Origin of the sequence: Thomasclavelia ramosa DSM 1402 (genome assembly GCF_014131695.1) — a bacterium.
Classification (GTDB): domain Bacteria; phylum Bacillota_I; class Bacilli_A; order Erysipelotrichales; family Coprobacillaceae; genus Thomasclavelia; species Thomasclavelia ramosa.
The window spans coordinates 2195080-2217670 of record NZ_CP036346.1; the positions used below are offsets into that span (position 1 = coordinate 2195080).

The following is a 22591-nucleotide window of genomic DNA, read 5'->3' on the forward strand; positions in this document are numbered from 1 at the left end:
TAAGCCACTTTTTTATTTATTAAAAAGAATTATCTGGAAATTTTATCATCACTTTTTCAATCAATAACTTTATCAACAACTGTTTGAAGTAATGAATCATTTTAAGATAAATAGTACTTTAGAATCTCATCGATTTTGGTATCTTCTTTTTTTACTATTAATAATATTTGTTTATTTTTAATTGCTACAAATGTATTATCAAAATAATAGCATTTATCAGCATACTCAGTTTGAATATACTTAAATTTTTTTATCGCTTGTAAATAATTTAAATATTTTACATCATTAGTAGACCATTCCCCTGTCGTTTCAACAATTGCATCAATTTCTATTTCATCAGGAATCCTGCTATCTCGCTCCACGCCACAAACTATTTCTTCAAATACCTTATTTGCAATATAATTATTTAAACATTCATATTTACTTTCTAAAAAAATCAATTGCTCTCCTTCATAAGAAGTATTAACATAATTACTAACTAAAATCGACCGCGTTGAAGTGCTCTCAACGTTTATTCCCTTTTGTAAAGGCTGAATAGTTTTAATATTAATATCAAAATCAATATTTTGCATTGCAATCACAAATACTACAACTAATACCATTGCAACAGCAGTCTTCCCTCGTCTAAGTGTACTATTAATTTCATGGTAAGCTTTCTTATTGATATAATAATTATATATTTCAAAACCACCAATTACTATTATCAGGCCGATCAAAACAAACGGGTTATATACTACAATATCAATTATCACTAAAGTTAAGATAAATAATAGAATCAGCCCAATTAACTTTTCAATTATAAAACATAGTTTTATCCATTTTTTTAACGATTTTTTATTTTCTTGTTGGCGATTGATACTTAGCTTCATCAAGAATAGTGCAATACCATCGATAACAAACATTAAAGCTATAAAGATATATAAATAATGACCGAAAAACAGCTTTGTATTAAGAAAGAAACTGCCAAGAGTATATCGAATTACCAATAAATTCATTTTCCATATACTTGAGTTTATAATCAATAATATTAATGCACATCCAATTATTAAAAAAACATGGAAATATTTATATATGTTGCCTAATGCCATTAGCCTTGCTGCTTCATCTGTATGTAGATTCGCTGCATTAATATCTTCATTATAAAAGAATGAAATTTCTCTATAATTGTCAACAAAGCGATAGCCTTCTAAAGTGATCATTTCAAGATAATCAGGTGTTAAAAGATTATAATCCATTTGATATTTAACTTTTCTGGGCGACCGCCGTTCAAATTTAAAAAAAGTTGTTCCCACTTTCACTAAATACCAGCCATCTTGTGCCATTTTTTCTAAATAGGTAATACATTCATCTTCATAAAGTAACAAATCATTGAGCAATCTATATTTAACCTTCACTATGTTCTCCCACTTTCCATAATTTAAAATAAAATTTCCCCATGTAATTTTTATTAAAAAAAGCCATTAAATAAATTAACAATTGCCAATATCAATACGCAAATCAACTACCGCTAAATCTTCGGTATAAAAATTTTGATACATTTATAAATATCTATAAACATATACCAGTTATCAAATCTTTATATTCATCACTATGCAGGTGATAATCAACTTGATATTTTAAATTCTGAGATTTTTCCCTTACAAAAATAAAATTTAATAGTTCTTAAAATCCAGCCATTTCTTGCCTAATAAATTTAATTGACTTAGATATTCCTCCTCATCTATAAACAGCATATCATATCTTTTTATTTTAATTTTTATCTTGATTTACCTCATTCAAAGCTTTTATCTGCATTTCCAGTTTCCGCTTTTCCTCTTGCAGTTTATATTTACCTATTTTTGTAATCTGGTAAATTTTTTTTCGATCAATCTCACTTACTAATTCAATATAACCATCATTTTGAAACCGCGATAAGAGAGTATATAAAGTTCCTGCTCCTACCCTTATCTCATCATTTGTAATTCGCATAATTTCATTCATAATTTCATAGCCGTGTCGAGGAACATTCAATACTACTAAAATATAGAACATTTGAGGCGTGAGTGTTTCAAACTCTTTTCTTGCCATTTTTACCACCCTTATATCGATTATCGATACTCTTCTTACTTTTATTATACACTAACTATGTTGATAATCAATATAGTTAACTAAAAAAAGAATCCCAAAGGATTCTTATTCATCACAATACAAATGCATTGGATATGATAGATATTCTAATTCATCTAATTTTTCAACTGTCATATATCCTGGTGGCGCTAATAAAATAGATGGGATACGATTAACTACGGTTGCACATGTATGTTCAACTGTCGCAGGTTTTTGAACATAGAAACTTACATCAGGTTCACCTTTAATTTTCCAGTCGCACATATCACCATCATCAGGTCCATAGACTTTACCAATACATTGAGTTTCAATGATTGGTCCTTGGAAAGTTTCTGTTGTAACTACCGCAGACATTCCGATACAATTTCCTTTCGGAATTGTTTCACCCAATGTTTCTGAATATAAATCAGTATCATAAAAATATGGTACACATTTTTGTGTTTGCGATTTGATTGTCCATCCCATTTTATTGCACAACGCTTCATTTGAATTCCATACATAAGCTGGTTCTAATGTCTCAGGATGAGCAAGTTCTTTTTCAAATTGTTCAGGACTAAATCCAGCTCCATGAGCTTTAGCAAGTGCTAAACCATAATCTTCAACATTATAAGAAACTGCACCCTCAATTTTATCAATACGTTGACATCCAGCAGCAACTGTTCCAATCATATTGATCCAGTATATATCCTGCATTCCTGAACCAACGATTGTGCACCCTGTTTCTTTAGCTAATTCATCTAATTTATTAGTAAGTTTTGATGAAGTAGTCCATGGATAAATTGCCTCTTCACATGTTGTTACAACATTTATTCCACGGCGAACACATTTTTCAAAATGAGGATAGCAATCTTCCATAAAACTAAATAATGTGACTACTGCAATATCTGGATCACATTCATCTAACACAGCATCTGCATCATCACTGATCGTTACCCCTAGATTAAATCCTAATTCTGCAAATTCACCAATATCCTTGCCTACAACATCAGGATTTACATCGATAGCACCAACAATATCAGCACCTTTTTCATATAGATAACGGATTATATATTTTGCCATTTTTCCGCATCCATACTGTACAACTCTAATTTTTTCTTTATTCATCTTGATTACCTCCATATACTCTAAGTATAAACTTTATTGTTACCATAAGGTCAAGAATTTGTGAAATAATTATCAAATTTTTATTGGAACTTGTAACCTTAAATACATATTTCTTTGTTTATCGTTAAATATCAAAATATCATTCAAACTTTCGCATAGATAATCCCCGACTATTGTATAATTTTTAGATTCAATTTCATCAAAAAGACGATGTGCATATTCCTTTTCTTTAGTAAAATCATCACAATAAATACATAGATACATATTAGCTGGAATTGTTTCTTTTTTTAACGGAATTTCTTTTTTATCATCAATAAAAACAAAAATTTCAGTTGCACAAAATTTTCTTTTCAAAACATATTCCTTACGCAAAATAGTTCCTGGATTAAAAAAGATTGTTGGAGGTAAAGCTTGTTTAATGAGATCATCTTTAAATTCCCTTAATAATTCTTCATAAACATCTAGATCATAATCATAAAAATTTACTTTTTCATCAACATAGAGCATCGTTCTTTTATTTATAAATTCTAATGTGATCATTCCAACTTTTGGGGCAGCTTTAAAAAGTTCAAATGAATCAATTGTTTTTTGAATTGCTGCTTTTTGCTCATTTAATTGAATAATTTGATTGTTAATCTGTAGCTTACTTTCTTCTAGTTTTTCCTGTAATAATTCTAAATTTTTTGAATCAAAAATTTCTTTGATTTCTTTTAAAGTCATTCCCAAATTCTTTAAATACTGAATTATGTCAAGTCGTGCAGACTGACCAATATCATAGAGTCGATATCCGTTATGTTCATCTACATAAGCTGGTTTAAATAAACCCATTTTGTCATATAATCTTAGGGTTTGTTCAGTTACGTTATTTAATTTTGCCATTTTCCCTATTGTATAACGTTTCATTTAAATCACCCATAAACATTATACCAAGAATAAGGTTTTTTGGTAATTGAGATGATAATATTTCGTTTACAAATTTCTATTCCATGATAGAATAGAAGAAGGTTTAAGGAGACGTATATGTTAATAAGTGCAAATAATTTATCAAAAACGAATGGTATTAAAAATATTGTTGATAATGTTACTTTTTCAATTGAAGAAACCGATAAAGTTGCTTTGATTGGAGTTAATGGTACGGGGAAAAGTACCTTGTTGAAAGTCATTGCTGGAAATGAAAATTATCAGGGAGATATTATTAGAAAAAAAGATATGACAATCTCATACTTACCACAAAACCCTGATTTTGATCCTAATAACAGCGTTATTAAACAAGTTTATAAATTAATTGATGCCAGCGAAGTTAATGAATATGAAATCAAAGCAATTTTAAATAAGTTTGGAATTACTAATTATGAACAGTTAATTAAAGAATTATCAGGTGGTCAGCAAAAGCGTATTGCGCTTGCAATCACCTTGCTAAAACCATGTGATCTCTTAATTCTCGATGAACCAACTAATCATCTAGATAACGAAATGATTGAATATTTAGAAAAATATTTAATTAAGTTCAACAAAGCCATTCTAATGGTTACCCATGATCGTTATTTTCTTGAACGAGTTACCAATAAGATCATGGAAATTGATCGTAGCAAAATTTATGAATACACTGCTAACTATTCAAAATTCCTTGATTTAAAAGCACAACGCGAAGAAGCTGATCTAGCTTCCCAAAGAAAAAGAAAATTATTCTTAAAAAAAGAATTAGAGTGGGTTAGAGCTGGAGTTCAGGCTAGAACTACTAAAAGCAAAGAGAGACTTCAACGATTTGAACAGCTCAACAATATTTCTGATATTCAAACTATTAATCAAGTAGAATTAATCAATACTGCTTCTAGACTTGGTAAAAAGACAATTGAGTTGAAAGATTTGAGTATGTGCTACGATGATCATACCTTGTTTAACAACTTTTCTTACTTATTTAAACGAACAGATCGAATTGGAATCCTCGGAATAAATGGTTGTGGTAAAAGCACCCTTCTAAAGATTATCGCTAAAGAGTTAGAACCAAGCAGTGGATCAGTTACTCATGGAGATACAATTAAAATCGGATATTTTAAACAGATGAATGATGGTCTTGATGAAAATATGCGCGTGATTGACTATATCAAACAAACAAGTAATGATTTAAAAACCCTTGAAGGCAGCTTTACTGCTAAACAAATGTGTGAACGTTTCCTTTTTGATTCAAGTTTACAACATACTTATATTGCTCGTTTATCAGGTGGAGAAAAACGTCGTCTATATTTGTTGAATATTTTGATGCAAGCTCCCAATGTACTATTGTTTGATGAGCCAACTAACGATTTAGATATTTCCACTTTAGCTATTCTTGAAGATTATCTTGATAGTTTTAATGGCATAGTCATTACCGTATCTCATGATCGTTATTTTCTTGATCGTATTTGTGATGGCTTATTCGTTTTTAAGAATCAACAAATCACTTATTGTAATGGTGGCTATAGCAGTTATATCGATATTTCTGAACAACAAAATAAGAATAAAAGCGACGGAGCTTTAAAATATAAAGAACAGAAAAAACTTCAAAGTGCTATTCGCTTAAGTTTTAAAGAAAAACAAGAACTTGAAAATATGGAAAAGGTTATTCTTGAGTTTGAACAACAAATCAAAATTATTAATGAACAAATGAATGAGTATCAAAGTAATTATAATAAATTGTCAGAATTATCAAATCAGCGTGACTATTTAAATGAACAACTTGAGATTAAAAATGAACGCTGGTTAGAGCTATTAGAAAAACAAGAACAAAGTCAAAAATAAAATAGCGCCTTATGCGCTATTTTATTTATATTGATTTAAAAAATTATGATAACATCAAAGACCGCTCTAACATAAAAAATTGAACGCTCATGATCAGCTTTAGCAACTTTGCATAAAGTTGCATTATAACCATACTCTTTTTATTTTTGATATAATTCTACTGATTGTTCAAAAGGAACAACATGATCCTTAGAACCATGCAGAATAAGAATTGGTAGCAAATTCATTTTCGCTTCAAGATAAGATACCGGTGATGCTTCACGATAGAGAACTTCATCATCCTCGCACCAGCACCCCAACAAATCATAAATATTTGTCATTTCTTTTTCATTATATTTACTAAAACCTTGATTGAAAGTTAAAAAGTTAGTCACACCATATAAATCGATCATTCCCTCAACATCTTGGGGATATTCTAGAAAAGTTTGATAACTATAATTTTTAACTTTTATAATTAAACTTTCTTGATCTCTAGTACTTCTAAATGTAAATCGTATTCATCTAAATACAGCCCACGATCTTCAAACTCAGCCTCACCAGTTTGATTATCATATGGATCTTGACGAATAAATTGTTTCGGTGGATAAAGATCGTATTGATATTCACTATTTGCAGGCATTCTAAACGGATCAAGGTGTCCAAAATAATACTGCCATCGTTCCTGATCACCATTACGATAAGCAGAACCTCCAAAAGAACAATCAGCATATAACCAGCCATATGGAGCAATATAAAATCTTGCCCAATCATGATTACCGATATCCTGTGGAGTTACATATAAACCTGCTTGCCAACGGGCAGGAATCCCCACGCAACGACATAAAGTAATAAATAATAGTGCTTGAACACCACAATCACCTTTTCCACCTAAAGCAGCATACTCAGGAATATTGGGAATTGTGTAATAATTCCGAACAAATGAATAGGTTATGTGAGTTGTAATATACTCATATATTAATTTAGCTTTAATTAAATTATTTGTCTCGTCTTTAACTATTTCTTTTGCCAAAGACTTTAAATAAGGGGTAAAAACAATATGCGGTGCTTGTTCATGTAAATAAAAATTAGGTTGACTTTCTAAAACATCTTCGGGTTTAAGTTCTACATATTTCATCTCATTATCATATTCATACTCCACATAAAAATCTTTAACCTGATCAATATTTTCTTCAAAATAGATAGTTCGCTGTGGATGACTTCCGTCATTTAAATATTTGTATTGCGGCATTGTCGCAATTAATTTAAAATTCTTAACTTGACAATCTTCTAACGGCAAAGGAAGATGAATTTTAATTTTTTTATTTGAATCTGATGCCTTGATCTTAATTCCCGTCTTTAAACGAAAATGATATGTTAATTGTCCCTTTGTTTTAATTTCATGTATTGCATTATTAAGCAGTGCAAAATTTGCTTCACGACTTTCAACTTTGCTTTTATCAAACAAACGTGCAGCATAATCATTTCTAGTCTTTAAAATGTTATCAAAAAAATCAGCTCTAAAGTATGGTTGTCCTTCTACAAAAATCCATTCTACCGCATTTTCATCTTGTAATTTTTCTAGTTCCTCATCACTAAAATCATTAAAATTATTATGACAAATTTTTAAAGCTTCTTCATATGATAACGGATATTCTTTAGGTATTCTACGAATAATTTCTTTTTCATGAAGCAGTCGTTTTTTTAAAGCTATTGGAATATCATTAGCTAATTTTGCATCAATTATTCTTTTCATTCTTGTAAAACTACCATGCCATTTTAATTTTAATAATTCCTCTGGCAACGGAATTTGTAAATACTGTAAGTCATCAAAATTATAATTTCCCATTATTCTTTCCTTTCTTTACATATACCAGGTGATAATATCATCAGAACGCTCATAGCCTAATTTTTCATGTAGTCGCATTGATGGATAATTATCTACTTCTACTTGTAAATAAATAATTTCGTTTTCAGCAATTAGTTTTTGCATTAAATACTGTTCTAGAGCCTGAGCTATTCCAAGACGTCGATATTCTTTAATTACTTCAACAAAACCAATTGTTCCCTCTATATGACGCCCAGCAAATCCAACAATCTGCTTTTCAATAAACGCACCCACAAATACATTAGCATCAATTCGTTCAAGCAAATATGCTTCTTCAATCGGAGTAGAATAATTTTCTTTAATAAATTCAAAATATTCCCTCCCAATTTCTTTAATTTCAACGATTGGGTTATTAATTATTCTAACATATTTTTTTAAATAGCCATACTGGTAAGCTACAATTTCTTTATTTAATCTCCATTTTTGATTAATTATATTAAAATATTTATCATTGTGAATTGCTAGCATTGAGCACTTATCTATTTGTTTAAGTAATTGTTCAGCAATTTTTTCATCTTTGAATGCAAGCATATAGATATCCTCAAATTTAAGCATTATTCCTGCCTGATTATAATATTTTATCTTAGCACCATGTTCAAGAGCATATATTAAATCTAAATTATTAAGATAATCTTGTTTAAGAAATTTTAATATCTCATTTTTCATCATTCCTACTCCTATTAAAAAAACAGGCACTGCCTGTTTTTAGAATTTTAAGAATCGTCTAATTGAAACAAAGCTTCCAACCAAACCAACGCCAGCCCCTACAGCAGCAATAACTAGTGAGAAATCGCGGATAAATGGCATTGGTGGTTTTAGTGCTAACATTGCTGACATTAATGCACCATTAGCGTAATCATATACCATTCCATAACCATAAACTAAAACAATAATCGGGATAATTGATCCAATTAGACCAATCAACATTCCTTCAAGCATAAAAGGAATACGGATATACCAGTTACTAGCACCGACCATACGCATAATACTGATTTCAGTTTGACGCGCTGTGATCGTGATTTTAATTGTATTAGCGATCATAAATAATGCAATAATGGCAAGTCCGACAATAAAAATCGATCCTCCAGTTTGAATAGTTTTCAAAGTTTTTACCATATCTTGTGTTGATTGTCCACCATAACTTGTTTTATTGACATTTGGTATTTCTTGAATCTTTTCAGCGATTTTAGCAATATTTGCTGCATCATCAACTTCTACTTCATAAGCCCCACCTAATGGGTTATCTGCTCGGTATGATTCAAATAAAGCAGCACCTTCATCACCTTGAGTTTCAATTAATTTATCTAATTCTTGATCTTTAGTATAATAAGTAATCTTTTTTACTCCAGAAATAGCTTCTATTTGTGGCCCAACTGCTTGTTCAGCAGCTTCGTCTATATATCTATCTAATTTTACATAAATACTAACTCCCTCTTCAATGTTCGAACTAATATCTTGAACATTTAAAGCTAAAACACCAATTACACCAATTAAAACAAGCGTAATCGTAACAGCGAAAATTGATGAAAATGACATTACACCATTACGCCATATATTTTGAACTGCCGTTTTAAAATGTTTAGGCAGATTTTTCACACAACTAATCAACTCGTTCATTAAATATCGTAACCTCCTAAACTAGTGTCCGCATTAACACATCCATTTTCAATCAAAATAGTTCTCTTTTTATGTTCTTGAACAATTTTACTGTCATGAGTAACTACTAGAATAGTAGTATTCTGTTGTTCATTAATTCTCTCTAAAAGATTAATAATTTCTTCAGATGTTTCTGGATCTAAGTTTCCTGTTGGCTCATCAGCAATTAGCACTTTTGGTTTGTTGACAATTGCACGAGCAATTGCTACACGCTGCTGTTGACCACCTGAAAGTTCATGTGGAAAAGCATTGACTTTATCCTCAAGTCCTACTAACTCTAAAGTGGCTCTAACGCGACGACGGATTTCTACACGTGGAGTATCAATTACTTCTAACGCGAACGCAACATTTTCGAAAACTGTCTTTTTTGGTAGAAGTCTAAAATTTTGAAATACAACCCCGATATTACGACGAAAATAAGGAACTTTTCGATTTTTAATTTTTGATACATCGCGCCCTACAACCTCTACTTTCCCTGAAGTTGCTTTTTCTTCGCGATATAAAAGCTTTATAAATGTTGATTTACCAGCACCAGTAGTACCAATAACATAAACAAATTCACCTGGTTCAATCGTAAGATTCATATCATTTAAAGCTCTTACACCAGTTTTATAGATTTTCGTTACATTTGTAAGTTTTATCATATTTATTGCCGTATTCGACTAACCCCTTTCTATTATTATATTTATATATATTCAATTTTATTATATTCAATTTTCCTAGAGTCCGATTTTACTCCACGCATATTATAGCATACTTTATCGAATAAAGGCACAAATACTATTATTATATCGCAATTTTATGATACAATAAATTAAAGAGGTGACAGTATGAAAAAAGTGTGCCCAGTTTGTCAAACCACGCTTAAAACTAACTGCTTTATTAAGGATAATGGCATTTCTACACTTAGCTATTTAGAACTTATTATTAAAGATGATGATTTCAAAAAAACTAATTATGAATTGAAAAGCTGCTATTGTCCTAACTGCGGTCATGTTGAATTTTTTGTTGATTTAAATAATCCTGAAAAAAATAAAAATGATTGATCACAAAAAGTACAACAAAAAAAGAAATCTTATGATTTCTTTTTTTATAAATCAATTGGTGGCAACGTGAAACCACGCCCCCTTACACTATGAGTAGCATTACTAATAATAAATGCAGTTGGATCAATCGCTAAAATCATGTCATTTAATAAATGCAGCTCACGTTTCGACACAACAGCCATTACCGCATATTGATTTTTTTGATGATATCCAGTTGTAACATTTAATAATGTACAGCCACGATTAATATCCTCAAAAACAATTTTTCGGATTTCCTGCCATTTAGGAGAAATAACAGTTACTTGTACTTTAGTTTCCCCCAACATCATAACTTGATCCATCACAATCGTTGTAATAATCACTACTGTAATTCCATATAAAACCTGTTCAATTGTAATTGGACAAAAAATCACCTGAAAAAGCAAAATTGCACAGTCAAATATATTAATCAGCCAGGCAACTGAAAAGCCGGTTTTTTTATTAACAATCAATGGAGGAATGTCCATTCCCCCAGTACTGGCTCCAACTCTTAAAACTAGTCCTAACCCTAAGCCAATACATAATCCGGCATATAGAGTTGATAATAAAGCATCACTAGTAATCGTTGATAAAGCAGGTACGCGTTCTAAAATTGCTAAAAAAGTTGGATATAAAAATGTACTTAACAAGGTTCCAGCTGCAAACTTTTTACCAAAGTAAAAATAACCAACAACAAACATTACAATATTTATTGCATACACAGTATAGGAAATATTTATTCCTGTCAATGATTTGACAGCAATCCCGATACCTGAAGCACCACCTGTAATCAACCCAACCGGGGTAATAAAAGCACAGATTCCTAACGCTAAAATAAAATTACCGACAATAATAATCAGTGTTTCATAAATATGCTTCTTCACGATGTCGTCCTCCTTACAATGCTGATTTTAAATAGGCATATATAAATCCATCAAGATCCCCATCTAAAACAGCTTTGGGATTATTAGATTCATATCCACTACGATTATCTTTCACTAGCGAATACGGATGAAGTACATATGATCTAATTTGTGAACCCCATGCTATTTCTTTTTGCTCTCCTTTTAATTCTTTTAATTCACTAGCTTGTTTTTCCAGCATCAACTGATATAACTTGCTTTTTAACATTACCATTGCTTGTTCACGGTTTTGAATTTGACTTCGCTGGCTTTGACAGGTTACAACAATATTAGTAGGTAAATGTGTAATTCGAACTGCTGAATCAGTTTTGTTGATGTGTTGACCACCGGCTCCACTAGCTCGATAAGTATCTATTTTCAAGTCAGTACTTTGAATCTCAATTTCAATCTCGTTATTAAATTCGGGCATTACATCAACCGATGCGAACGAAGTATGACGGCGTTTTGCTGAATCAAAAGGTGATAAGCGCACTAAACGATGAACTCCCTTTTCTGCCTTTAAATGTCCATATACATTATCCCCTTTTATTAACATTGTAACCGATTTTATTCCTGCCACATCACCATCTAAATAATCTAAAACCTCGACTTTCCAGCCTTTATTAGCAGCATAACGTTGATACATCCTAAATAACATTTCTGCCCAGTCTTGACTCTCTGTTCCACCTGCTCCAGGATGAATTTCAACGATTGCGTTTAAATCGTCATGTTCACCAGACAATAACATCATTGTCTCAAATTTTGATAATTCTTTTTCAAAAACAGTATAATCACTTTCAAGAATTTCCTTAAATTCTTGATCCTCAGTATTCTTTACAAGCTCATATGTTTCATCTAAACTAGTTAATGTCGTTTCTAATAAATCATATTGATCAGTTGTTTTTTTCATCTTATTTAACTTATCATAAGTCACTTTAGCTTTATTAGCATCATCCCAAAATCCCTCTTGTAGTGTGATTACGGTGAGCCCCTCAATCTCTCGACGATATGCTTCAATATCAATTGATTGATAAAACTCCGTCATTAATAAATGGGCTTTAGTAAGCCCATTTTTAATTTCGTATAATTCCATTACTTAAATGTAAGTTCCATCTTTAGATGAGGGATAGTTTGTTCTACTTCACTACCAGGACGGATTCCCATATGGACAATATTACGAGAAATTGCATCTGCAATACTTGATGTCATTTGTTCAAACATGTAGAAAGCTTCTTCTGTATATTCAGCTAAAGGATCTTTTTGCGCATAAGCTCTTAAATAAATACCATTACGTAATTTAGTCATAGCATCAATATGATTGATCCAAGTATAGTCAATCACTCCTAAAAGAATACTTCTTTCATATTGTAATTTCTTTTCTGGCTCTAACTCTTTATTAAAACGACTAATATACTGATTGAAAACTAAATCCGTTAATGTTTCAATTAATTTTTGTGGATCTTTTTGTAATGCTTCACAGTTACTAGCTTCTACTTCAACTAATAACATATAGTTTTTAGCAACAAAATCAACAACTCCAGCAACATCTACAATATCATCTTTTCCATCATGTTTTGTAAATTGGCGGACAGTCATTTCTATTGCTTGATTAAACATTCCTTTAACGATAGCATCCAAATTTTCTTCAGACATAATATCATCACGCTCTTTATACATGATTTCACGTTGTTGACGCATTACATCATCATACTCAAGAATATGTTTACGAGAATCGAAGTTTTGACCTTCAACACGTTTTTGAGCACCTTCAATTGCTTTAGTAACCATTTTATTTTCAATTGCTTGATCATCTTCTAAATAATCTGTAAATGATTTTAATCTTTCTCCAGCGAAACGTTCCATTAAATCATCTTCAAATGATACATAGAAAACCGAATAACCAGGATCTCCTTGACGACCAGAACGTCCTCGCAACTGATTATCAATACGGCGAGATTCATGGCGTTCTGAACCAATTACTGCTAAACCGCCAATTTCAGCAACACCTTCACCTAATTTAATATCGGTACCGCGACCAGCCATGTTGGTGGCGATCGTTACCGCTCCACGTTGTCCAGCTTTTTCAATAATTTCAGCTTCTTTAGCATGATTTTTAGCGTTCAAAACGTTATGTCTTATTTTACGACGATCTAACATTTTTGATAATACTTCAGATGTTTCAACAGAAACAGTCCCAATCAAAATCGGTTGACCATATGAATTACGAGCTTCTACTTCTTCACATAAAGCTTTGAATTTATTAGCTCTAGTAGAATAAATCTTATCATTGCGATCATCACGAATAACTGGACGGTTAGTTGGAATCTCAATAACACGCATATTATAAATCAATCTAAATTCTTCTTCTTCAGTTTTAGCTGTTCCTGTCATCCCTGCTAATTTATTAAATAATCTAAAGAAATTTTGATAAGTAATTGTTGCTCTAGTTTCTGTTTCTTCTTTAATTGGAACACCTTCTTTAGCTTCGATTGCTTGATGTAATCCATCAGAATAAGCACGACCAGGCATAACACGACCTGTAAATTGGTCAATAATCATAATTTTTGCATTACGAATATCACGAGTACCATCTTCTGTAGCAACCATATATTCAACATCGCGAGTCATTGTATAGTTAGCTTTCAAAGCTTGATTAATATGATGCACTAATGCAGTATGTTGTGGGTCATATAGGTTATCCAACTTAAAACCTTTTTCAGCTTTAGCAATTCCATCAGGTGTTAAAGCAACCGTCTTACTTTCGATATCAACTTCATAATCTTTATCTTGTTTCAAAGATTTAACAAAACGGTCAGCTTGTAAATATAACGCTGCTGTATTTTTACGACCACCAGAAATAATTAATGGTGTTCTTGATTCATCGATTAAAATTGAATCGACCTCATCGACAAGGGCATAATTTAACCCTTTTACTAATACTTTATCCTCTAAACGAGTTACCATGTTATCTCTTAAATAATCAAATCCTAATTCGGCATTGGTTGTATACGTAACATCACACCCATGAGCTTCTTGTTTTTGTTCAGGTGTTAGCTCCCGTTTATTCAATCCAACTGTTAATCCCAAAAAGTTAAATACTTTGCCATTATTTACAGCATCACGTCCTGCTAAGTAATCATTAACAGTAACAACGTGAACACCATTACCAGTTAAAGCATTTAAATATACTGGAAAAATCGAAGTTAATGTTTTACCTTCACCAGTCTTCATCTCTGCAATATCACCTTCATGTAATGTGATACCACCCATCAACTGTACTTTGAAAGCTTTTAGGCCTAATTGACGATAAGCAGCTTCACGAACTGTAGCATAGGCATCAATAATTATGTCATCAAGCGTTTTACCATTAGCTAGAGCCTCTTTGAAAATACTAGTTTGACCCGCTAATTCTTCATCACTCATCGCTGCATATTTTGATTCTAAAGCAATTACTTCGTCAGCCATTTTATCTAATTTTTTTAATTGTTTTCGTTCATCGTCAAAAACACCTTTAATTCTCCCAATAAAGCTTTTTTTTGTTGAATGTGGTGTTGTATTAAATGGAATTACTTCACCATTATAGATTCCTTGGAAATCTTCAACCTTTATATCTTCACCGGTTTGATCTTGCAAATCAACGATATTTGTTACTGCTTCAGGATTTAATCCCTCTTTTTCATTTTTCTTTTTTAACTCTTTTCTTATTTGCTCTTTTCTACTAGCCATGAAATACGCTCCTCTTTAATAGGTTTAGTCTACCGTATTATAACATTTAAATATATTATTTTAAAGTCCAAATTAAAAGACAAGGTTTTATCCCTTGTCTTAGATTTTAACAACATGTTTTGCTTGCATCCCACGGTCACTTTGATAAAGCTCAAATTCTACTAGTTCACCTTCATTTAAAGTCTTATACCCATCTTGAGTTATTTGACTATAATGAACAAATACATCTTTGCCTTCACCACGATCAATGAATCCAAAACCTTTTTCTGCGTTAAACCATTTCACTTTTCCTTGCATCTCATTCACCCCTTTAATAATATGGTCAATGTTAGTATATTATTATTGTTTTCAAAGATGAATTCATTTCACTCGACAAAGTTTGCCAATATAAGAATTTTGTTCTATTTTGATAGAACTGTTGTCGCGTCAAGTATAAATTCGGTAATCAAAGTCGATATATGCTCTATTTTCATTTAAAAAAAATAAAACTTTCTTGAAACAAATTTAGCATCAAGTTGAGACCCTTTTATTAGCATCTTGAGTTACAATATAAGTGGGTGATATAAGATGATTTGTCCACGATGTAAGAATCAAGATTCACAATATTTTTATACTTTCAAAAATATTACTTATTGCCGTAAGTGCGTTAAGATCGGTTCAACTTGTTTTTCTCCTTCACAGTTACCTTCTATTATTAAGACAGTTGATTATCAGCTCGACTACGAATTAACACCATTACAAAATAATATTTCCAGACAATTACTTCAACGTTATCAACAGCATCTCAACACTTCCCTTAAAGCGGTTTGTGGTGCCGGTAAAACAGAAATAACTTATGAGGTCATTAAATATGCACTAAACCAGGGGCAGCGAGTCTGCTTTACTACACCGCGAAAAGAACTAGTAATTGAATTAGCAAAGCGATTGCAAAGTCAATTCAAAAATATTTCAATAACCACTGTTTATGGCGGTCATAGTGAATTGGTAGATGGGCAATTTATTATTTGTACTACTCATCAGTTATATCGCTATCCCCAATATTTTGACTTATTAATTTTAGACGAATTGGATGCTTTCCCTTACGTAAATAACGAAGTCTTAATTGGTCTACTCCAAAACAGCATTAAAGGCAACTATATTTATATGTCTGCAACTCTAACCAATCAACCAGATTTATTAATGACCAAACGATATCATGGTTATCTTCTAGATGTTCCCAAGTGCTATCTAACTTCATCTTTGGTAATGTATCTTTGGGCAATTAAAAAAATTAGAGATTTTGTCAGAAAGAAAAAACCCGTACTTGTTTATGTTCCCACCATACAATTAACAAATACAGTTGCCCGCATCTTTAAACTGTTTAAACTTAAAAGTCATGCTATCAGCTCTAACACTAAAGATATTCAAAAATTTATAGAACGTCTTAGACATCATCAATTAGATGTTTTAGTTACAACGACTATTTTAGAGCGCGGCATCACCATCGATAATGTTCAAGTAATTATTTTATACGGCAATAATCGGATATATACAACTGCTACATTGATTCAAATATGTGGACGAGTAGGTCGTAAAACAGCACATCCCAGTGGAAGTATTAGTATTTTTACTCCATACAAGACCAGGGCAATTAAAGAGTGTCTCAAAACAATCAAGCAGGACAATGCTTAATCTGTTTTAATGATCTCAATAAATCACCTAGCTTATATCATCTTTATTATCATGCTACACTATGTTTTCATTGTCTTAACCAATTTTCAATCTATAATCGAACTCATGACTATCATGGTTACAAACTTACGATTTTATATTACTATAACGATTTCTTTAAACAATTGTTATTTCAATATAAAGGACAAGGTGATTATGCTTTAAAAGATGCTTTTTTGAATGCATATCCTCATTTTAAAACCAAATATCGGCGTCATCTCATCGCGCTTGTTCCCAGCAGCCAACAAGACGATCTAAGACGAGGTTTTAACCCAAATGAAATGATTGTAAGAAGTTTTAGTAATCATATTTTTACTGGTTTATACAAAAATTCCGCCTATAAACAGACCAGCCAAACTGATCGCAGTCAAGTAAGTCAGATTATCAAGATTAAAGATGGTCAGCGGTTATATAATCAAAATGTGATAATTTTTGATGATGTTATTACCTCAGGCAATACTATTATGACTTGTGCAAAAGTTATCAGTTCCTATCAGCCCAAAACAATTAGTATAATCGTTATGGCAAGTAATCAATTAGATAAATTATTTAAATAAATATTACACACTAAAACTTGTGTTTTACCACTAATAATATCGTTTTAAATAACCATTAAATATAGTGTAACGTAAATACTTTTCTACTTAAAGGGCAAGAATTTAATTTCTTGCCCTTTTATTCCTTATTTTTTAATCATATTTATCTTTAAGCAAAAAAAGTGGCTGCCCACTTATTTTTCTTCTAATGCCTTTTTATAATTATCCAAATCCAACTTAATCTTCTTTAACGTATTAAAGACCCAGTCAACTCGATCGTCAGGAATTGCTGATTTGTATAAATCTGCCAATTCATGATGGAACTGTTCATGAATAGCCAATGCTTCATGTCCCTTATCCGTTAACTTTAGATAATAAACTCGTTGGTCTTTACTTGATCTCTCTTTAACTAAAAAACCTTTTTCAACTATTTTCTTTACTGCTGTTGTCAATGTTCCCATCGTTACACTTAATGACTTAGCCACATTAGTCATTGAAGGAAATTCTACCTTATCCACTGCATCAAGGACATGAGTTTCACTCATCGATAATTCCTTAAATTTGCTCTTCTTGAGGTACAATTCTTGTATAACCATTGCTTCATTAAAAACATCAACTACTGTCTCGATTGCATCTGAGCGTTTGTCCATTCCTATCACCTCCTTAATTGTACAATATTTTGTCAATAATTGAAACATTTATTGTTTCTGCTTCAAAACAACCTTTGAATTTTACTACTAATCGTTCTATAATGTCCTAGGAATGGGGAGTAGATATGAAAAATAGATTAATTAAAACATTAAATATCAAAAGATTTAAATTAGTATTATTACTAGAAGGTTTGCTGGTCGGAATATTAGCGGGATTAGTAATTGTTGGATATCGAATTTGTTTAACTAATGGAGCTCTTTGGTTACAGCGAATTTTAGCCTATTGTAAACAATCAATATTCACAATAATTATCTGGTTTGTTATCCTATTTGTGATAGCACTAGTTGTCACAAAATTACTCGATTGGGAATCATTAATTTCTGGAAGCGGGATTCCACAGCTTGAAGGAGAATTGGCAGGTAAGATTGATGCCAAATGGTGGCGAGTTTTGATTGCTAAATTTTTTGGTGGTTTCTTAGCTAATTTTTCTGGTTTAGCCCTTGGTCGTGAAGGTCCTTCAATTCAATTAGGGGCAATGGTTGGTAAAGGAATTGGTAAAGTTTTAAAACGTGGTAAGACTGAGGAACGCTATTTACTTACTTGTGGTGCCAGTGCCGGATTAGCAGCTGCTTTTCATGCCCCGCTGGCAGGAGTAATGTTTGCCCTTGAAGAAGTACATAAACATTTTTCTGCCCCACTATTGATTTCAGTGATGACCTCATCAATTGCCGCCGATTATCTTATGAGTTCTATTTTAGGAATGGCTCCTGTATTTTCTTTCAATATTCATGGAACTCTGCCTACCCAATACTATTGGATGGTTATTATTTTAGGAATCATTTTAGGGCTGCTTGGCGCTTTTTATAATAAAGCCTTACTATTTGTTCAAAGCCTCTATAATCACTCAAAGCATTTAAATAACTATACTAAATTATTAATACCTTTTATTTTGGCAGGAATTTTAGGATTCACTGTTCCTCAGCTATTAGGTAGTGGCGATACTTTGGTCGACTTATTAATCGAAGGAAAATTAACAATGTCCTTAATTCTTCTTTTGCTGGCAGGGAAATTCTTATTTGCAATTACCTGCTTTGGCTCAGGAGCTCCAGGTGGAATTTTCTTCCCACTATTAGTAATTGGCTGTTTGATTGGTGGTGCTTTTGCTAATATCTCCGTCGATTACTTAGGTTTAGATCCTATTTATATTAATAATTTTATTCTACTGGCTATGGCTGGTTATTTTACTGCAATTGTAAGGGCTCCAGTGACAGGAATTATTCTGATTTTTGAAATGACAGGTTCTTTAAATCACCTCTTATCAATTGCTATTGTTACTATCGTTGCTTATGTTGTTGCCGATTTATTAAAATCTAAACCAATTTACGAAAGTTTGTTAGAAAATTTATTAAAGAAAAGAAGTCTTCCAACTCCACAGGGAGTTGGAGAAAAAGTATTATTAGATTTTATGATTTTACATAATTCTCCATTGGATAATCATTTAGTTAAAGAAATTCAATGGCCTAATCACTGCTTGATTGTTTCACTTAGACGTGATGGACAAGAATTCATTCCCCATGGTGACACTTATTTAAAAGCCAGTGATAGTATTATTGTCATGTGTGATAAAATAGATGAAAGCTATATTTATGATACTCTTTCAGCTCTAACAACTGAACAAATTTAATTAATAAAAGATAGTTATAAAATAAAGCGTGAAATCTAAATTAAATGATTTCACGCTAATTTACTATCTCTATTTTTTATTGTCCCAATAATATGACGTGCTACGATGATTCCGTTTGCTCCTGCCTGAGCCAGCCCTCTTGTTAATCCGGCTCCATCACCTGCTACATACAGATCATCTATTTCACATTCAAACCCTTCTCTTACCTTTGGCCGCGCTGAATAGAATTTCGCTTCCACTCCATACAGCAACGTATGCTCATTCGCTATCCCCGGTGTTACATTATCCAGTGCCTCAATCATCTCGATAATTGATTTCATCGTGTTGTACGGTAATACCAGCCCCAGATCTCCCGGTACCGCCTCTGCTAAGGTCGGCTCTGTATACCCTTCTTTCAAACGCTTGTAAGTCGTTCTTCTCCCTTTCTTGATATCTCCATATCTTTGCACCATGACTGATCCGTTTGACAGCTTGTTCGCCAGTCTGCTCACCTCATGTGCAAATTCATTCGGTTCATTGAACGGCTCGCTGAAGGTATGGGATACCAGCAGCGCAAAGTTGGTATTCTTGCTCCCCAGCTTCGGATCATGATAGGCATGTCCGTTCGCCAGCATCGTCCCGCTGTGATTCTCTATTACTACATGCCCTGACGGATTTGAACAGAATGTTCTTACTTTTGTTCCGACACTTGTATTATAGACAAATTTACCTTCATACAGATTGCTGTTGATCTCTTCCATTACGATATTGCTGGTCTCTACCCGCACTCCTATATCGACCTGATTATTATAAAGCTCCAGTCCATGCTGTTTCAGTACTTTTGTCAGCCAGGCAGAACCGTCTCGTCCCGGTGCCAGTACGATCTTCTTCGCTTTGATGACCTCATCATTTTCCAGAACTACCCCGACAGCATGTCCGTCTTCAACCAGTACTTCCTTTACAGCTGTTCTAAATGCCATATCAATATGTTCTTTCAGTTCCGTTGACATTTCTGTCATGATCCGCAGATTCTCTTCTGTTCCTAAATGTCTTACCTTGGCCCGCAGCAGTTTTAATCCTACTGCATAGCCTCGATGTTCAATTTCTTTGACCTTGTCAGTCGTAGGATCCGTTATTTCTCTGGTTGCTCCGTGTTTTAAATAAAGATTGTCAACATAGTTGATTACATCTTCAACCTCATTGGTTGAAAGATAGTCAGTCAGCCAGCCGCCAAATTCACTGGTAATATTGAATTTACCGTCAGAATAGGCACCGGCACCGCCAAATCCGGCTGTAATCGAACAGGCAGGAAGACAGCCCGGTTCATTGTTCCTGATGATTGGACAGGACTTGATCTTCTTTTCCTTGATCGGACAGTGACGTTTCATAACATCCTGACCTTTATCTATAAGCAATACGTTCAATTCCGGCTGTTTCAAATACAGTTCATAGCAGGCCATGATTCCTGCTGGTCCCGCTCCAACAACCACAACATCATAATTATTTTTCATCTTTCCTCCATATTAAAAGTGGCATCGGCCACTTTATTATTCTGCTTCATTTGCAAGTGTGTTTTTTTCATAAACTTTAAAAAATGGATAATATACTCCAACTGAAATAATAATCAAAACAATCATGAAGATTACATTACGAATATCCAATGCTGACAAAAAACCTTGAGCAAAAAATGGCGTAAATGATGGATCAACTATATATCCCATTGAAACTAATCCAATTTTTTGAACTAAATACCCTAAACCAATCGAAATACACGGCATTACTAAAAACGGTATCGATAAAATTGGATTTAATACAATCGGAGCCCCAAACATGATTGGCTCATTAATTCCACAAATCCCAGGAACAATACTTAAACGACCAATCGAGCTAATATGCTTAGATTTAGAACGACACATTAATAAAACCAATCCTAAAGTATTACCAGCTCCACCTAATAAAGCATATCTAAACATCTGTAAATTCATGATTGCTGTTGGATCTTTTCCTAAATTTACTAATTCACCATTTAGTCCCGTATTCGCAATCCCCAAAGCAAAAACTATTGGAAATACAATTGAAGAACCATTAATTCCAAACATCCAAAGAATATTTGAAAATAAATAAATTCCCATAAACATCCAAACATTATCAACCCCTGAAATTGCAGGTGTTAAAAACGACATAATTAAATTTGGCATACTTTTCCCTGATAAAGCTACTAAAATCAAATTAGCCCCATAAATAACAATGATATTTAGCGCTAATGGCATTAAACTATTTACAAAATTAGTCACTGCACTAGGAACACTATCTGGAAAAGTAAAGACTATTCGATGACTGACTACTCGTGAAATCTCTACTGATATTAATGAAATTATTAAAGCAACAAATAGACCATCCGCACCTAAATAACTCATTGTAATAGCTCCATCCTTTAATGGAGCTGCAACCATTAAAAAAGTACACATCGAAATTATCCCATAAACCGAAGCTTTCATCTTATAACTTTCAGCTAAGCAATAAGCAACCCCAAAAGCTGAAATCAAACCAACTAAGCCCATTGTATAATTATATGGTAAAGTTAAAACATCATAATTAGCTAAAGCAAATTGTTTCCAGCTAATTAAAAACTTTAAAAAGATATTTCCTGTATTCAAATCAACCAAGTCTAAATTAATTGGCGGATTGGCAATAATTAAGAAAACTGACCCTACTACGATTAATCCTAATGACATCATCATACCCGATGAAATTGCTTGAAGATGTCGCTGCTGAGCCAATTTATTTGCAATTGGTCCTAATAATTTCTCTAATTTACTAATCAATTTTTT

21 protein-coding genes are annotated in these 22591 nt (G+C 32.4%); 5 read left to right on the top strand and 16 right to left on the bottom strand.

The genetic code is table 11. The annotated features are described in order from the left end of the window. Window positions 1-101 precede the first annotated feature (101 nt). From EYR00_RS10645 to EYR00_RS10660, 4 genes are all read right to left on the bottom strand, one after another. On the bottom strand, window positions 102-1394 hold the full coding sequence (locus EYR00_RS10645; protein ID WP_003536317.1) for a DUF2812 domain-containing protein: 1293 nt from the start codon (window positions 1392-1394) through the stop codon (window positions 102-104). 355 nt (window positions 1395-1749) lie between these two features. Further along, window positions 1750-2067, bottom strand: coding sequence for a PadR family transcriptional regulator (locus EYR00_RS10650; RefSeq protein ID WP_008791364.1), 318 nt, complete (start codon window positions 2065-2067; stop codon window positions 1750-1752). A gap of 105 nt (window positions 2068-2172) precedes the next feature. After that, window positions 2173-3210 carry an NAD(P)H-dependent amine dehydrogenase family protein gene (locus EYR00_RS10655; protein WP_008791363.1) on the bottom strand — a complete coding sequence of 346 codons (1038 nt, stop codon included), beginning with the start codon at window positions 3208-3210 and terminating at the stop codon, window positions 2173-2175. A gap of 72 nt (window positions 3211-3282) precedes the next feature. Beyond that, window positions 3283-4113 carry a MerR family transcriptional regulator gene (locus tag EYR00_RS10660; RefSeq protein ID WP_003536311.1) on the bottom strand — a complete coding sequence of 277 codons (831 nt, stop codon included), beginning with the start codon at window positions 4111-4113 and terminating at the stop codon, window positions 3283-3285. A 117-nt stretch (window positions 4114-4230) separates the two neighbouring features. Here EYR00_RS10660 and EYR00_RS10665 point away from each other — a divergent pair, with 117 nt between their 5' ends. Then, complete coding sequence (locus EYR00_RS10665; RefSeq protein ID WP_003536309.1) at window positions 4231-5988, top strand: ABC-F family ATP-binding cassette domain-containing protein; 1758 nt, start codon at window positions 4231-4233, stop codon at window positions 5986-5988. A gap of 140 nt (window positions 5989-6128) precedes the next feature. Here the strand turns inward: EYR00_RS10665 and EYR00_RS10670 are convergent, their stop codons facing one another. The 5 genes from EYR00_RS10670 to ftsE are packed head-to-tail and all read right to left on the bottom strand — an operon-like array spanning window position 6129 to window position 10152. Continuing rightward, window positions 6129-6485, bottom strand: coding sequence for a prolyl oligopeptidase family serine peptidase (locus tag EYR00_RS10670; protein WP_307726363.1), 357 nt, complete (start codon window positions 6483-6485; stop codon window positions 6129-6131). After that, a complete protein-coding gene (locus EYR00_RS10675; RefSeq protein WP_003536305.1) occupies window positions 6443-7813 on the bottom strand; it encodes a transglutaminase-like domain-containing protein in 1371 nt (456 codons plus the stop codon). Before EYR00_RS10675 ends, EYR00_RS10670 begins: the two co-directional genes overlap by 43 nt. A 15-nt stretch (window positions 7814-7828) precedes the next feature. Next, complete coding sequence (locus EYR00_RS10680) at window positions 7829-8518, bottom strand: GNAT family N-acetyltransferase (RefSeq protein ID WP_009300018.1); 690 nt, start codon at window positions 8516-8518, stop codon at window positions 7829-7831. A 39-nt stretch (window positions 8519-8557) separates the two neighbouring features. Then, complete coding sequence (gene ftsX / locus EYR00_RS10685; RefSeq protein ID WP_003536301.1) at window positions 8558-9469, bottom strand: permease-like cell division protein FtsX; 912 nt, start codon at window positions 9467-9469, stop codon at window positions 8558-8560. Then, complete coding sequence (gene ftsE, locus EYR00_RS10690) at window positions 9469-10152, bottom strand: cell division ATP-binding protein FtsE (RefSeq protein ID WP_003536299.1); 684 nt, start codon at window positions 10150-10152, stop codon at window positions 9469-9471. The genes ftsX and ftsE overlap by 1 nt, the downstream gene beginning before the upstream one ends. Before the next feature lie 186 nt (window positions 10153-10338). Here ftsE and EYR00_RS10695 point away from each other — a divergent pair, with 186 nt between their 5' ends. Then, window positions 10339-10554, top strand: coding sequence for a hypothetical protein (locus EYR00_RS10695; protein ID WP_003536298.1), 216 nt, complete (start codon window positions 10339-10341; stop codon window positions 10552-10554). A 44-nt stretch (window positions 10555-10598) separates the two neighbouring features. On the opposite strand, the gene EYR00_RS10700 is transcribed toward EYR00_RS10695, so the two are convergent. From EYR00_RS10700 to EYR00_RS10715, 4 genes are all read right to left on the bottom strand, one after another. Next, complete coding sequence (locus EYR00_RS10700; RefSeq protein ID WP_003536297.1) at window positions 10599-11456, bottom strand: YitT family protein; 858 nt, start codon at window positions 11454-11456, stop codon at window positions 10599-10601. Between the two features lie 13 nt (window positions 11457-11469). Further along, on the bottom strand, window positions 11470-12567 hold the full coding sequence (gene prfB / locus EYR00_RS10705) for a peptide chain release factor 2 (RefSeq protein WP_003536296.1): 1098 nt from the start codon (window positions 12565-12567) through the stop codon (window positions 11470-11472). Continuing rightward, entirely contained in the window at window positions 12567-15200 is a 2634-nt protein-coding gene (secA, locus tag EYR00_RS10710; RefSeq protein WP_003536295.1) for a preprotein translocase subunit SecA, read from the bottom strand. Before secA ends, prfB begins: the two co-directional genes overlap by 1 nt. 99 nt (window positions 15201-15299) lie before the next feature. Continuing rightward, on the bottom strand, window positions 15300-15497 hold the full coding sequence (locus EYR00_RS10715) for a cold-shock protein (protein WP_003536291.1): 198 nt from the start codon (window positions 15495-15497) through the stop codon (window positions 15300-15302). A gap of 270 nt (window positions 15498-15767) precedes the next feature. On the opposite strand from EYR00_RS10715, the gene EYR00_RS10720 reads away from it, so the two are divergent. Together EYR00_RS10720 and EYR00_RS10725 are read left to right on the top strand one after the other, a co-directional pair. Next, a complete protein-coding gene (locus EYR00_RS10720) occupies window positions 15768-16871 on the top strand; it encodes a DEAD/DEAH box helicase (RefSeq protein WP_003536288.1) in 1104 nt (367 codons plus the stop codon). After that, on the top strand, window positions 16838-17467 hold the full coding sequence (locus tag EYR00_RS10725) for a ComF family protein (RefSeq protein WP_008791358.1): 630 nt from the start codon (window positions 16838-16840) through the stop codon (window positions 17465-17467). Before EYR00_RS10720 ends, EYR00_RS10725 begins: the two co-directional genes overlap by 34 nt. Window positions 17468-17640: 173 nt before the next feature. Here the strand turns inward: EYR00_RS10725 and EYR00_RS10730 are convergent, their stop codons facing one another. After that, window positions 17641-18096: a MarR family winged helix-turn-helix transcriptional regulator gene (locus EYR00_RS10730; protein WP_008791357.1), complete on the bottom strand. Its 456-nt coding sequence runs from the start codon at window positions 18094-18096 to the stop codon at window positions 17641-17643. 125 nt (window positions 18097-18221) lie between these two features. On the opposite strand from EYR00_RS10730, the gene EYR00_RS10735 reads away from it, so the two are divergent. After that, on the top strand, window positions 18222-19781 hold the full coding sequence (locus tag EYR00_RS10735) for a ClC family H(+)/Cl(-) exchange transporter (RefSeq protein ID WP_003536281.1): 1560 nt from the start codon (window positions 18222-18224) through the stop codon (window positions 19779-19781). A 50-nt stretch (window positions 19782-19831) separates the two neighbouring features. On the opposite strand, the gene EYR00_RS10740 is transcribed toward EYR00_RS10735, so the two are convergent. Together EYR00_RS10740 and EYR00_RS10745 are read right to left on the bottom strand one after the other, a co-directional pair. Further along, window positions 19832-21271, bottom strand: a complete 1440-nt coding sequence (locus tag EYR00_RS10740; protein WP_003536279.1) for an NAD(P)/FAD-dependent oxidoreductase — start codon at window positions 21269-21271, stop codon at window positions 19832-19834. Window positions 21272-21307: 36 nt separating this feature from the next. Then, window positions 21308-22585 carry a PTS sugar transporter subunit IIC gene (locus EYR00_RS10745; protein WP_003536278.1) on the bottom strand — a complete coding sequence of 426 codons (1278 nt, stop codon included), beginning with the start codon at window positions 22583-22585 and terminating at the stop codon, window positions 21308-21310. Between the last annotated feature and the right edge of the window lie 6 nt (window positions 22586-22591).